The following is a 14570-nucleotide window of genomic DNA, read 5'->3' as shown; positions in this document are numbered from 1 at the left end:
TACTGCAGCACATCAAGGCTATTTACCGCTTAGGCATTTTCGATTCACCCGCGTTGGGCGGCTGAAAAACTGTTGGCCCATGATGGATCTCGCATGCCCCACTCCTATTGCCCAATTAGCCTTATGCATCCAACGCTGCAGTCATGTAGACTGAGCAGAAATATCGGGAGACGTTGTGCTGAAACTCGAACAGATCCAGAAGAATGCCGCCATATCGGGTATCGAGCCCGGGCAGGTGGTCCGCGTCGTCACCACGGAGCCGGTAGGCGATACCGCGCTCACCGTCTACTATAAGACTGCAGACGGCAAGCTACTGGAGCGGATGCTGTTTCGCACGGACGAGGCCAAGCTTTCTTTCGCCGAGTCTGGTCGACCCTGGGCATTCGACGCACCAGGCGAGGATTTCAAGCTCGCCGCAGAAGCCTACCGGATTCATCTGGCGCATTTGTTCGATCCGATGATGGCGGTGCATACCTCCAACGTCGAGCCACTGCCACACCAGATCACGGCGGTCTACGAATCCATGCTGCCGCGCCAACCCCTGCGCTATGTCCTGGCCGACGATCCAGGTGCGGGCAAGACCATCATGGCAGGTCTCTTGATCCGCGAGCTGCTGATGCGGGCAGACGCCAAGCGCGTGCTCATCGTCGCGCCGGGTAGCCTGGTCGAGCAGTGGCAGGACGAAATGTTCGAGAAATTCGGCCTCTCTTTCGCGCTGTTTTCCCGCGAGCAGGTCGAGCAGTCGCGCAGCGGCAATCCATTTGATGACATCGATCTGATGGTTGCCCGCGTCGATCAACTGGCGCGCGCCGAAGAAATGCAGGAGAAGCTGCGCCTGTCGCACTGGGACCTGGTGGTGGTCGATGAAGCCCACAAGCTCTCGGCCAATTACTTCGGCAACAAGGTCAACAAGACCAAGCGCTTTCAGCTTGGTGAGTTGCTGGGCTCGATTACCCGCCACTTTTTGTTGATGACGGCAACCCCCCATAACGGCAAGGAAGAGGACTTCCAGCTGTTCCTCTCCCTGCTGGACGCTGACCGGTTCTATGGCAAGTTCCGGGATGGCGCCCACAAGGTCGATGTCTCCGATCTGATGCGCCGCATGGTCAAGGAAGACATGCTGCGCTTTGATGGCACACGCCTGTTTCCGGAACGTCGTGCTTACACCACCAACTACCAACTCTCCGATCTTGAAGCCGCGCTCTACGCCGCTGTTACCGATTACGTGAAGGAAGAAATGAACCGGGCCGATCAACTCGATGGTCAGCGCAAAGGCACCGTGGGCTTCGCCCTCACGGCCTTGCAGCGCCGTCTAGCCTCCAGCCCCGAGGCAATCTACCAGTCGCTCAAGCGTCGGCGCATCAAACTCACCCGCCGGGTCGAGGAAGAAAAGCTGCGGAGCCGTGGCCAGGCGTTGGCCGAGACCCTTCCCGCAATCGGCTTCAACCACCCTCCTGAGGATATCTGGGAGTCTGACGATGCGCTCTCGCCCGACGATTACGAGAATTTTGAGGAGGCCGTCGTCGATCAGGCCACCGCTGCGCAGACCATCCAGGAGCTTGAAGCCGAGATCCTCATCCTCGAGGGCCTGGAGGAGCGAGCCAGGCAGGTCGTCCATTCTGGTCAGGATCGCAAATGGGACGAGCTATCCAAGCTGTTGCAGAATACGCCGGAGATGCGCGATGCCGATGGCCGACAGCGCAAACTGATCATCTTCACCGAGCACCGCGACACGCTGAACTACCTCGCAGTCAAGATTCGCGGGTTGATTGGCAGCGAGGAGGCCGTGGTGGTAATCCACGGGGGCGTCAAGCGCGAGGAACGGCGCAAAGTGCAGGAGATGTTTCGCAACGATCCTGCCGTGCGCGTGCTGGTTGCCACCGATGCCGCAGGGGAAGGCGTCAACCTGCAGAATGCCAACCTGATGGTCAATTACGACCTGCCCTGGAACCCCAACCGTCTGGAGCAGCGCTTCGGCCGCATCCACCGTATCGGCCAAACCGAGGTCTGCCACCTGTGGAACATGGTAGCCAACGAGACCCGAGAGGGTGACGTTTTCCAACGATTGTTCGAAAAGCTGGAAGTCGAGCGCGCCGCACTAGGCGGCCGCGTATTCGACATTCTCGGCGAGGTATTCGAGGACAAGAGTCTCAAAGACCTGCTGCTCGAGGCGATCCGCTACGGAGCCGATCCCGAAGTCCGCGCCCGTCTCCACCGCAAGGTCGAAGGTGCACTCGATACCCAGCACCTCGAAACCATCATCCGGCGCAATGCCCTTTGCGAAGAGGTGATGGATGAGCAACGGCTGTTTGCCGTCAAGGAGGAAATGGAAAAGGCAGAAGCGCGGAAGCTTCAACCCTACTTCATTCGTTCTTTCTTTAGCCAAGCCTTCCAGCAACTGGGCGGGGAACTGCGCCCACGCGAACCTGGTCGCTACGAGATTACCCACGTTCCGGCCAACATCCGCGAGCGCGACCGAAGAATTGCCGGGCGGGATCGCCGCAACCTCGATCCCGTGCTGCGCAAATACGAGCGCGTATGTTTTGAGAAGCAATATGTCCGCCTCACCGAGCGGATCGGCGTACCGATGGCCAGCCTGATCCACCCAGGGCATCCGCTGATGCAAGCGGTTACCGACCTGGTGCTGGAATCGCACCGCAACCAGCTCAAGCAAGGCGCGGTACTGGTCGATCCCAGTGACCTGGGTCTCATCCCCAGGGTAATGTTTCTCATCGACCATTCCGTGAAGGAAGGGGGCGACCCGGCCCATGTCGTTTCCCGTCGCATGCAGTTTGTGGAGATCGACCCGCAGGGGGGCGCGATCAATGCCGGCTGGGCGCCGCACCTCGACCTGGAGCCCATCGACAAAGCCGACATGGGCCTGATCGAAGATGTGCTGGGCGCGCCGTGGATTACGCAGAATCTTGAGCAGGAGGCCTTGGCGCACGCTTCCACGCATCTGGTGCCGGAGCACTTTGACGAGGTGCGTGCCCGCCGCGAGAAGATGGTCGACAAGACCCTTGCCGCGGTCAACGAGCGTCTGGTCAAGGAGATCAACTTCTGGGGTGATCGTTACATCAAGCTGCAGGACGACATCGCCGCTGGCAAAGATGTACGCCTGACGCTGGAGAACGTACGCCGGACCATTGATGACCTGACCGTCCGGCGTGAGACGCGCGAGAAGGAACTGCAGGCCATGCGCCATGTGATCTCGGCAACACCAGTGGTAGTCGGCGGAGCGCTGGTGATCCCTGCCGGCCTGCTGGCACAGCGCAAGGGGCAATCCGGATGGACGGCAGACGCGAACGCCCGTGCCCACGTGGAATGGGTCGCCATGAAGGCCGTCATGGATGCCGAGCGTGCCCTTGGTCATGAGGTTATCGATGTCTCAGCGCAGAAATGCGGCTGGGATGTGACCAGTCTGCCGAAAGCTGTCGATGGCAAGCTCCCACCCTCCCGGCATATCGAGGTGAAGGGGCGCGCCAAGGGGCAAAGCACGATTACCGTCACCCGCAGCGAAATCCTCTACGGGTTGAACCAGCAGGACAAATTCATCCTGGCCATCGTTCTGGTCGACGGCGAGCAGCACGAAGGGCCGTTCTACGTGACCAAACCCTTCACACAGGAACCGGATTGGGCGGTGACCAGCATCAACCTCAACCTTGACGAGTTGCTTGCGCGGGCTGTGCGTGTGGAGAGAATGCAGTGATGTGCTGGAGTAACCTCAAAAAGAAACGCCTCCGTGAGGGAGGCCTCGGGCCGGAGATGCGATTCCCGGCGGGGCCAGGGGCAACCCCCAAAAAAGAAACGCCCCTTTCGGGGCGTCGGGCCGGAGATGCTATCTCCGGGGGGTTCGCAGGTTGTATGGTATCACCTTTGCCACGCATGGCAAGGGGTCGGAAACACGTCCATGACCCGCGTCGCTGCCTACATCGACGGTTTCAACCTGTACTTCGGCCTGAAGCAGGCCCGGTTCAAACGCTACTTTTGGCTGGATGTGGCCGCGCTGGCCCGCACCTTGCTCAAACCAGACCAGCAACTGGTCGCCACCCATTACTTCTCCGCCCGTATTTGTGACAATGGCCGCAATGCGGCGGACCAGAAGCGGCAGAACGATTATCTGGAGGCGCTGGCGGTTCAAGGGGTGCAGAGTCAGTTCGGTCATTACCTGGAAAAGAAGCGCGAGTGCCGGGCTTGTCACGCCACTTGGCTGGACTACGAAGAAAAGATGACCGATGTGAACATCGCTATCCAGTTGATGACGGATGCTTTCGACGATGCTTTCGACGTGGCCCTGGTCATCTCTGGCGACAGTGACCTCACCACGCCCATCCGCCGAGTGCGCGAACGCTTTCCGCCCAAGCGCGTCATCGTTGCCTTTCCGCCACATCGCCATTCCAAAGCCCTCAAGCAATACGCCAGTGGCCACCTTGCCATCAGCGAAAACAAGCTGCGCGCCAGCCAGTTACCCGAACAGGTCGTCAAACCCGACGGCTTTGTGCTCCAACGTCCAGCGCACTGGAAATAAGGCCAAACATGACCGTTCCCATCAAAACCCCAAAAAAATCATTGAAGTTGCCCTGCCGCTCGATGCCATCAATGTTGCTGCGGCACGCGAGAAGAGTATCCGCCACGGCCATCCCTCCACGCTGCACCTGTGGTGGGCGCGCCGTCCGTTGGCGGCTGCTCGCGCAGTCCTCTTCGCGCAGATGGTCAACGATCCCGGTTATCAGCAAGGGGGCGGATTCAAGTACGGGATTAACAAGGAAAAGGCGGCCATTGAGCGCGAACGCCTGTTCAAGATCATCGAAGACCTGGTGCAGTGGGAGAACACCAACAACGAGGAAGTCTTGTCTCGTGCCCGCGCGGAGATCGTGCGCAGTTGGCGCGAAACCTGTGAACTGAACAAAGGCCATCCGCAGGCAGCCGAGCTGTTCAACCCAAATAAACTGCCCGCCTTTCACGACCCCTTTGCCGGCGGCGGCGCGCTGCCCCTGGAAGCCCAGCGCCTGGGTCTGGAAAGCTACGCCAGCGACCTCAACCCCGTGGCGGTGACCATCAACAAGGCGATGATCGAAATCCCGCCGCGTTTTGCCGGACGTGCGCCCGTGGGGCCGCGTCTACCCAGCGACCGGCAAGGCCATCTGAGCGAGGACTGGACCGGAGCCAAAGGGCTGGCCGAAGACGTGCGCCGCTACGGCGCCTGGATGCGCGAAGCAGCCCAGCGGCGCATCGGTGCTCTGTACCCGCCCGTCGAAATCACCCCGGCGCTGGCCGCCGCGCGCTCCGACTTGCAGCCACTCCTGGGCCAGAAGCTCACGGTGATTGCCTGGCTCTGGGCGCGTACGGTCAAAAGCCCCAATCCCGTCTTTAGCCATGTGGACGTGCCGCTCGCCTCCACCTTCGTGCTCTCCAGCAAGGCGGGCAAGGAGGCCTATGTACAGCCGGTGGTCGAAGGCGATGCCTACCGCTTTACCGTCAAGGTGGCGGGCAACCCCGATTTCGACCCGGCGGCCTATGCGCGGGCAAAGGAAGGAACTGCGGCAGGCAAGCGGGGCGGCTTCTACTGCCTGCTATCGGGCTCACCCATCGATTACAAATATATTCGCAGCGAGGGCCAGGCCGGACGCATGGGTGCGCGTCTGATGGCCATCGTGGCGGAAGGGTCGCGCGGGCGGGTTTATTTACTGCCTACCGAGGAACACGAGGCCATTGCACGACAGGCGGAGCCGCAATGGAAACCGGATATGGATTTGCCAACCAACCCCCGCGACTTCAAAACGCCGAATTACGGGCTCATGAAGTTCGGCGACCTCTTCACCCCCCGCCAACTGGTGGCGCTGACCACCTTTTCCGATCTGGTCGCCGAGGCCATCGAAAAATGCCGCCAGGATGCCCTGGCCGCCGGCCTGCCCGACGACGGCGTGGGCCTAGACCAAGGCGGCACCGGCGCCACCGCCTACGCCCAGGCGGTGGGGGTGTATTTGGCTTTTGCGATTAGCAAGGTGGCCAACATCGGATCGTCAATTGCTTCTTGGATGAATGATCGAGGTGCATTTCGTGAGACTTTTGCCCGGCAAGCAATCCCAATGGTTTGGGATTTTGCTGAATCAAATCCGTTTGCTGATGCGGGTGGTAGCTTGGCAGCTGCTATCGACAAGGGAGCAATGTCGGTTCGCGATCTACCGAAACAAGGTGTCGGTTTCGCACTTCAATTTGATGCGCAAACTCAGTCTGTCAGTACCAATAAGGTGGTATCGACCGACCCGCCGTACTACGACAACATTGGATACGCCGACCTGTCGGATTTCTTTTATGTCTGGCTGCGTCGTTCGCTGCGCCAAATTTACCCCAATCAGTTCGCCACCGTTGCCGTGCCCAAGGCTGAAGAACTGGTCGCCACGCCCTACCGCCACGGCGGCAAGGAAGAGGCCGAGAAATTCTTTCTTGACGGCATGACTATGGCGCTGCATAACCTGGCGCAGCAGGCGCACCCGGCGTTTCCCGTCACTATCTACTACGCCTTCAAGCAGTCCGAGACGACGGGCGAATCCGGCACTTCCAGCACCGGCTGGGAAACCTTCCTTGAAGCCGTGTTGAAAGCTGGGTTTGCGCTGACCGGCACTTGGCCTGTTCGAACTGAAGGTGCAGGACGCATGATTGCTAGTGGAACCAACGCCCTGGCCTCCAGCATCGTACTGGTCTGCCGCCAGCGCGCTCCCGATGCCCCAGTCGCCAGCCGCCGCGAGTTCCTGCGCGAGCTCAACGCGACGCTGCCCGAGGCGCTAGAGGCCATGACCCACGGCGAGGTCCATTCGCCCGTAGCGCCGGTGGACTTGTCGCAGGCCATCATCGGCCCCGGCATGGCGATCTTCAGCCAATACGCTGCGGTGCTGGAAGCCGACGGCACATCTATGGGCGTACGTACCGCACTGCAACTCATCAACCGCTTCCTCGCCGAAGACGACTTCGACCACGATACCCAGTTCTGCCTGCACTGGTTCGAGGGTCAGGGTTGGGCGGAAGGCAAGTTTGGCGACGCAGATGTTCTGGCGCGCGCCAAGGGAACCAGCGTCGGCGGATTACAGGCTGCAGGTGTCGTCGAAAGCGGTGCAGGCAAACTGCGCCTGTTGCGGTGGGCCGAGCTACCCAAGGACTGGTCACCGGAAACCGATACCCGCTCGCCAGTGTGGGAGGCTCTGCACCAGATGATCCGCGCACTCAACCAGGATGGCGAAACTGCTGCAGGCGTGCTGCTTGCGCGCATGCCCGCCCAGGCGGAGCCCATCCGCGCACTGGCCTATCGCCTCTATACCCTCTGCGAGCGTAAAGGTTGGGCTGAGGAGGCACGTGCCTATAATGAGCTGGTGGCCGCGTGGTCAGGCATTGAACAGGCATCGGCAGATACCGGCATCGTGGGTTCGCAGGTGCAATTGGGAATTTGATTGGGGGGAAGTACAATGAGTCTAAAACCGTGGCGTGAAATTGCCGTCCCACATGAAGATGTTCTCAAGGGCACCTTCCTGCAATCCGAGTTTGCCGCGGATCTATCGCGCGTCCACGCAGGCACGGCGACGCCTGAGTATCAGGATCCTACGCTGTTCTTTCAGCGCACCTTCATCACCGAAGGCATGCGTCTGCTGCTTGACTCTGTGGTCAAACGACTGACCGGTAAAGGGGGAGACCCGGTCATTCAACTGCAAACGGCATTCGGTGGAGGTAAGACGCATACGATGCTGGCGGTCTACCACCTCGCCAAAGGGGCGACTGACACCAGCGACCTGCCGGGGGTTCCCGCCATTCTCGATGCGGCTGGCGTGACGGAATTGCCCAAGGCGCGTGTCGCCGTGCTCGATGGCATCAAGTCCTCACCCAACCAGCCGGTGGTGCGTGATGGCCAGGCGATCCGCACCCTGTGGGGAGATTTGGCGTGGCAGTTAGGCGGGGCCGAGGGCTACGCGCTGGTGGCGCAAGCAGACGCTTCGGGCACCTCGCCAGGTAAGGAGGTGCTGGCCAACCTGCTGGGCCGCTACGCGCCCTGTGTCATTCTGATCGACGAGCTGGTGGCCTATGTGCGCCAATTCGAGGAGGGCATGACCCTTGCGGGCGGCACCTTTGATTCCAACCTGAGTTTTGTTCAGGCGCTAACCGAGGCGCTCAAGGCTGTGCCCACAGCGGTGCTGCTGGCGTCGCTACCCGAATCGGACAAGGAAGCCGGCAGCCAACGTGGGGTGAGGGCATTGGAAGCGCTGGCACACGCCTTTGGCCGGATACAGGCGCTGTGGAAGCCGGTGGGCACCGAGGAGGCGTTCGAGATCGTCCGTCGCCGCCTGTTTTCCAGTATCAACGACAAGCTGGCGGCTGAATCGGTATGCCGGGCATTTGCCGATTACTATACGGAGAATAGCGAAGATTTCCCCCACGAGACACTGGAAAGCCGGTATTTTGACCGACTGATGGACGCCTATCCCATCCACCCGGAGGTGTTCGATCGACTCTACGAGGACTGGTCGTCACTCGACAACTTCCAGCGCACCCGTGGTGTGCTGAAGTTGATGGCCAAGGTCATTCACCGACTCTGGAAGGACAACGACAAAGACCCGTTGATCATGCCCGGCAGTTTTCCGCTGCAGGATGCGGATACCCGCAATGAGATGATCTACTACCTGCCGCAGGGTTGGGATCCGGTCGTTGAGCGCGACGTAGACGGCGAGCGTGCGGAAACCACTGAGATTGAGAGCGCTGATCCTCGCCTGGGCAGCTTACAAGCCTGCCGCCGTTCCGCACGGACAATTTTTCTCGGCAGTGCACCGAGCACGCTGAACCAGATGGTGCGCGGCATCGAACTGGAACGCATCGCGCTGGGTGTGGCGCAACCGGGCCAACAGGTTGGCCTCTACAAAGATGCGCTGCGCCGTTTGAGTGACCGCCTGCATTACCTGAACAGTGGCAACAACCGCTTCTGGTTCGATACGCGGCCCAACCTGCGCCGCGAAATGGAGGAGCGGAAACGCCGCTTCCAGGACAAGGAGGACGTGTTTCCCGCTATCCGTGGCCAAATTCAGAGGTCCTTTGCTTCCAGTGTGTTTGGCGGTATCCACATCTTCACGGCCAGTGGCGATGTCCCGGATGACTGGCAATTACGCCTGGTCGTGCTGCCGCCCGATGCAGCATTCAGCCGCAATGGCCACAGCCCAGCCCTCAATCGCGCAACCGAGATTCTGAAAAACCGTGCCGACCAGCCCCGCTTCAAGCAGAATCGTTTGATCTTCCTCGCTGCCGACTACGACAGCGTGAGCCGTCTGAAGGATCAGGTGCGATCGACCCTTGCGTGGCAGTCCATTGTGAGCGACATCAAGGAGATGAAGCTCAACCTTGATCAGTTCCAGGCGCGGCAGGCGAGCAAGAGTCAGGAGGATGCAAACGATGCGCTTCGCCGGATGATCCGTGAGACCTACAAGTGGATGCTTGCGCCCATGCAGGAGGCTCGCCCTGGCAAAGGGCTATCCGACATTCAGTGGGAGCACCTCCAGGTCAATCCGGGCGCACCTAATTTGTCACAGGAAATCGAACGTGTGCTCAAAGAGAACGAACTCCTCATCTGCGAATGGGCGCCAATCCATCTGGCCAAAGTGTTGAAGGACTGGTTCTGGAAGGCTGATATCGCGGAAGCCAACGCGCTCAACGTGTGGCAGCAGACTTGCCAGCAACTCTACCTGCCGCGCCTGAAGGACGACGCAGTATTCCAGCGCACGCTGGCAGCGGGAGCGGAGAGCCGGGACTTTTTTGGGTTTGCCCAAGGGAAGGAGGATGGCCAGTATGTTGGTTTCAGCTACGGCAAGCGCACGGCACTGTTCATGGATTCGTCGCTGTTACTGATCGAGCCATCCGCTGCAGCAGCCTATTTGGATGCGTTGCGTGCAGCGGAGGAAGAGTCTCGGGACAAGGCCGCCGAGGCAAGCGGCGGTGCAGCCACGACAACTGTCCCGGTCGGTGGGGATACCTCCCGCGTGGAGGACTCGACCAATGGCGGCCATGCCTCGAACGGCACTACCGCGGGGAAGACGGTCAAAAAGCGGTTCTACGGCAGCATCGAGCTCGACCCGTTTCTGGCGAAGAAGCAGTTCGCCGACTTGGTCGACGAGGTCGTCCAGCAGTTCACCATGCGCCCCGACGTGAAGGTAAAGATCGCCATCGAGATCCAGGCCGAGTCACCTACCGGCTTTGACGACGGGCTTCAGCGCGCCGTGAAGGAGAACTGCAACGTACTGAAGTTTAGGAACGCCGAGTTCGAAAACGAGGACTGAAGAAATGGGAAGGGATGGGTGGCAAAAAATATTACGGGCTCTCCGCCGCTGATATCTGAGGCCGATAAGGCCATTTGGCTTCTGTTGAGTGGCGATATCGCTACAATCGCCTTGTTGCTGACAGGTTTCGCGTTCACCCAGGCGTCACTCTTAGAGCTTGCGCAATTGGCATTCGTTCGAAGGCTGCTCTTTGCCGCCGCCAGACCGCAGATCGCGGTCTTCCTGAATAACCTGTTGTCGTCTAAAGCCAGGGACCAGAGTAGATGCTGGTGTAGGGTGTTCCCAAAGTACCAGTCAAAGATTATTCCCAATGACGCGCATAAGCGATTTCTTATCTTCTGGCCTTTTTTATCGTCGTCGGACCAAAAATCTGCGAGTACGCGGTTCTGGCAATGGACTTCCAGAACCGCACTGTGGGATCGGTCGGCAATTGGTGGAGCCGGTATTCCCAACTGGCGTATCCAGAATCTCGCCGCGAGTCGATTACCAGACGCGCTCTTCCCAGTATGTGTTGGCCGCTGCACCAAACACGCCGGACAGATCTGCCTATATATGACTCTCTTCCATGTAGCACAGGAAAAATTGGAGCGCGGGATTGACAACATCCGTCAGGGGTTACAGACCGTTCGGCGGACTGCGGAGCGGTTTCTGGCATGAGACTTCTGGAATCTGCTTGCCTTCGCCAAAATCGCTCGATTTCCGTGGTCCCCTCTCACAACCATTTTGAGTTTTTCTGGCCAAAAATAATTTTCTAGGACTGAGGGAAAGAGTATGGCACAGCGCAATATTGAGTTCTGGTCAGACTTATCTTTAACCGAGCTTTTCTATGCCTTCAGGAAGGCAAAGGCAGACTGCTATTTTGAACGCTCGCTCTTTGTCGCCCGCGAATTCGTCGATTACGAATCAACTCTGCCGACACGCTTGACGGGCTTGCTGGAGCGTCTCCAAACGGGTCAGATTATCGATGTGCTTACAGAAAACTTGGGCGAGCCCCACCTAGTCGCAAAGAAGTTGTCTGCGAAGCCAAAAACAGACAAGAAAATACCGAATGGGCATGGATTCTTCTCCAATCCTGATCGCGCCTTCCAGCACCTATGTGTCACGCATGACCTAACACCGGAATTCCGATTGGTTGGTAACTTCCCTGTAGAAATGCACATCCTGTCCGCGCTTTGGATCAACCTGGTCGGACACAAGTTCGATGCTGCATTGACCAAATCGGCTTACGGGAACCGTTTACGGAGGTATCGCCCTGAATTGGGCTCACCTGAAGGAACGCTCGGCCCCTATCACACCGAAGCAATCGGATCATTCTACCCTTATTTTGTCCCCTATCGGCAATGGCGGGAACGGGGTCTCAAGGCAATCCGCCAAGAACTGGAGGCCGATAGATCTGTTATTGCCATCACGATGGACTTGAACAGTTACTACCATCGGATTGCACCAGCGTTCATGAAGGGGAAGTGCTTCCATGATTACGCCAAGATCGAATTAACGCCATGGGAGAAGGCGTTCACCTCCGATTTCGCAGATGCCCTTGTGGCTTGGTCCGACCGGGCTTTGGCAAAGCTTGTCGAACTGGGGTGCGAGCCCAAACAATCGGATGTGCCACTTGTTGGCGGCTTGCCTATTGGTCTCTCAATTTCCCGTGTGGTATCGAATGCCCTACTGATTGGTCTAGACCGTGAAATTGAGCAACAACTGAGTCCTGTCTACTACGGCAGATATGTGGACGATATTTTCATTGTGCTGCGTGACCCAGGGGATGTGGTTGATTTTCCAAAATTACAGAAGTTCATCGCCAAACGGACGTCGAGCTTCCCCCCACCGCGAAAAGATCAAGAGAATATCTATCTGCAATTACCGGGAGCCTATCAAGGTGAGACCACGCTTTTGCTGCAACAGTCAAAGCAGAAGGTCTTCTTTCTGGACGGGCAAGGCGGTCTGGATTTGCTGGATAGCATTGAGTCCCAGATTCGGAGCGTGTCGAGCGAACGCCGCCTGATGCCAAACCCTGACAATCTGGAGTCCATGGCAGCTGCCAAGGTATTAGCCGCCGCAGGGCAGGCATCCGAAGAAGCAGACACATTGCGCAAGGCTGACGGACTGTCCGTCAGGCGGCTAGGGTGGTCCGTTTTATTACGTGCCGTGGAGATCCTTTCGCGGGACTTGCGTCCAGATGACTGGAAGACCGAACGCCGCAAGTTTTACCAATTCGCCTTGAACCACATTCTTCGGCCAGACAAGATTTTTGATCACTTAGATTACCTGCCACGATTGCTGTCGCTGGCGGTGGCGTTGAAAGACTGGCCGGATGCTAAACGCCTGTTCGATGCGGCGCTGGCTGCGCTGACACAGGTTGAGAGGGTAACCATTGAATGTATCCGTGTGAACGGACATGACATAAAAGTACCGGAAAGAGGTCTACAGACCGAATGGGAGTCTGTACGAGATGGCGTGAGAAAATCTGCTGCTGATGCCATATCTAGATCGCTGCGCTGGGGGAAACGGAAGGGTGGTCTGCAGCCCTTACCTAAGGTCGCTTTCGAATTATGTGAGGCTGTCGGGTTGCTGGGTAAGGAAGATGACTTGGAATCGGTCTCACTCGCAATTCGCGAAGCGGATTGGGCGAAAGTCTCTTACAAAGATCATCTGCATAGGGATGCGACTCGTCAGCGCCCAGCAGTTAGTGGTGAAGACTATCTCGCCAAGTGTTACGATTGCCTGGATGACCTTTCTGACTTCCTTCGGAGATCGAAAACTAACGGCGACCTTAGCACATTCAGAGTGCATCCCAGAGCAGGGCTGTCGGCGACAGGGAGCGAGGCCATTTCATTCCTGCCTTATTTGTTTCCAACGCGCCCTTATTCGACAGAGGAGGTTTCTCTGTTCCTACCTCAGGAGTGTGTTTTGCTCGGCAAAGATGGCGACAAGCACGCTCCAACTAGGAATTGGGCGCGCTATGTGCGAGCGCTTCGGGGAGTATGGGTTTGGGAATCGCTTCTTGATCCTGGTACACAGGAGCCCAGTGAAGCCAACCCGAATGACATCAATCTGGCCATCCTGGGTGGCAAGAGTCATAAGCCGGTGTTGCTTGGCATCAGCAGCCTGTTGACCTCGGATGACACGTGGAAAGCGGCCGCTAGTGGTCGGTCAGACCTGTCCAGATCACGGTATAAGCGTATTGAAGATGTAGTGAATCAGGCAATTAAGGCAAGTCCAAAGCCCACACACCTACTGTTACCGGAATTATCTTTGCCCGAACGGTGGCTTGGCACCGTCACGGGTCTGCTTCGGGACTCAGGAATCAGTCTGATTGCTGGTCTGGACTATCATGTCGCGGAACGCACCATTCACAGCGAAGCCGTCCTCGTTCTTGCCGATGATCGCCTTGGCTTCCCCGCATTTGTCCGGGTACACCAGCCCAAGACACTGCCAGCCCCAGGGGAAGATTTCCTCTTGCAAAGGGATTTCGGTAAGCGTTGGACCTTGTTCCCTGGGGATCGCAGCGCCAAGCCTGTTTACCTCCACAAAGGTTTTGCCTTTGGTGTACTGGTCTGCTCCGAGCTCCAGAATGTTCAGCATCGACTGAATTTTCAGGGGGCGGTAGACTGCATGATGGTTCTGTCTTGGAACCAAGACCTTGAGACATTCTCGGCGCTGGTGGAATCCGCTAGCTTGGATGTTCATGCGTATGTGGCCTTGGTCAACAACAGGCGATTTGGCGACAGCCGTGTGCGGGCGCCCGAAAAGACTAATCACAAGCGGGACGTCTGTCGGTTACGCGGCGGCGAGAACGAGCATGTGGTAGTGGTCAATGTAGATATCCATAATCTGCGGGAATTCCAAAGTCGGGCTAATCGTTGGCCGGATGAAGATGATCCATTCAAGCCCGTGCCTGAGGGGTTCAGAATCCATGCTTATCGAATGTCCATTCCCTCATAGCGCGGAGTAGCAGCCCATGATCCTGCGCGTTTACGGCCACGGAGATGCCCTTGATCCCGCCCGCTGGGATAGCTTGTTTTTACTTTAAGGTTGGACATAAGTTGGATGACAAAAAACAAGGCACCTAGAAAATATTCCTAAGTGCCTGTTTTATATGGTGGGTTGTGAGGGGATCGAACCCACGACCCGCTGATTAAGAGTCAGCTGCTCTACCAACTGAGCTAACAACCCGATCCGCGAGATGATAGCAAAATCCCCGGACAAAGCAAGGCCGACTTCCGCCCATCACCCAGGAGAAGCGCTGGAATTCCCCCGATT

At 58.1% G+C, this 14570-nt stretch carries 6 protein-coding genes and 1 tRNA gene; 6 read left to right on the top strand and 1 reads right to left on the bottom strand.

What is annotated here, in order from left to right; genetic code table 11:
• Window positions 1–175: 175 nt before the first annotated feature.
• The 6 genes from ORD17_RS10845 (at window position 176) to ORD17_RS10820 (ending at window position 14252) form a co-directional block, all read left to right on the top strand.
• On the top strand, window positions 176–3709 hold the full coding sequence (locus ORD17_RS10845) for a helicase-related protein (protein WP_308388521.1): 3534 nt from the start codon (window positions 176–178) through the stop codon (window positions 3707–3709).
• 201 nt (window positions 3710–3910) lie between these two features.
• Complete coding sequence (locus ORD17_RS10840) at window positions 3911–4528, top strand: NYN domain-containing protein (RefSeq protein WP_308388520.1); 618 nt, start codon at window positions 3911–3913, stop codon at window positions 4526–4528.
• The gene (locus ORD17_RS10835) at window positions 4497–7445 is read left to right on the top strand and encodes a DUF1156 domain-containing protein (RefSeq protein ID WP_308388519.1); all 2949 of its coding nucleotides are present in this window, start codon (window positions 4497–4499) and stop codon (window positions 7443–7445) included. Before ORD17_RS10840 ends, ORD17_RS10835 begins: the two co-directional genes overlap by 32 nt.
• Window positions 7446–7460: 15 nt before the next feature.
• Entirely contained in the window at window positions 7461–10307 is a 2847-nt protein-coding gene (locus tag ORD17_RS10830) for a DUF499 domain-containing protein (protein ID WP_308388518.1), read from the top strand.
• Window positions 10308–10325: 18 nt separating this feature from the next.
• Complete coding sequence (locus ORD17_RS10825; RefSeq protein WP_308388517.1) at window positions 10326–10964, top strand: hypothetical protein; 639 nt, start codon at window positions 10326–10328, stop codon at window positions 10962–10964.
• 114 nt (window positions 10965–11078) lie between these two features.
• On the top strand, window positions 11079–14252 hold the full coding sequence (locus tag ORD17_RS10820; protein ID WP_308388516.1) for an RNA-directed DNA polymerase: 3174 nt from the start codon (window positions 11079–11081) through the stop codon (window positions 14250–14252).
• Between the two features lie 155 nt (window positions 14253–14407).
• Here ORD17_RS10820 and ORD17_RS10815 read toward each other — a convergent pair.
• Window positions 14408–14483, bottom strand: a tRNA-Lys gene (locus tag ORD17_RS10815).
• Window positions 14484–14570: the final 87 nt, after the last annotated feature.

Source organism: Acidithiobacillus sp. AMEEHan (assembly GCF_030996345.1).
GTDB lineage: Bacteria > Pseudomonadota > Gammaproteobacteria > Acidithiobacillales > Acidithiobacillaceae > Igneacidithiobacillus.
The sequence above is the reverse complement of the archived record's forward strand: the minus strand, read 5'-3'. Positions and strand labels throughout refer to the sequence as shown.

What these genes read in the sequence shown, in the direction of transcription:
- ORD17_RS10840 (WP_308388520.1), top strand. Translation starts at nt 3,911, where the DNA reads ATGACCCGCGTCGCTGCCTACATCGACGGTTTCAACCTGTACTTCGGC.
- ORD17_RS10830 (WP_308388518.1), top strand. Translation starts at nt 7,461, where the DNA reads ATGAGTCTAAAACCGTGGCGTGAAATTGCCGTCCCACATGAAGATGTT.
- ORD17_RS10820 (WP_308388516.1), top strand. Translation starts at nt 11,079, where the DNA reads ATGGCACAGCGCAATATTGAGTTCTGGTCAGACTTATCTTTAACCGAG.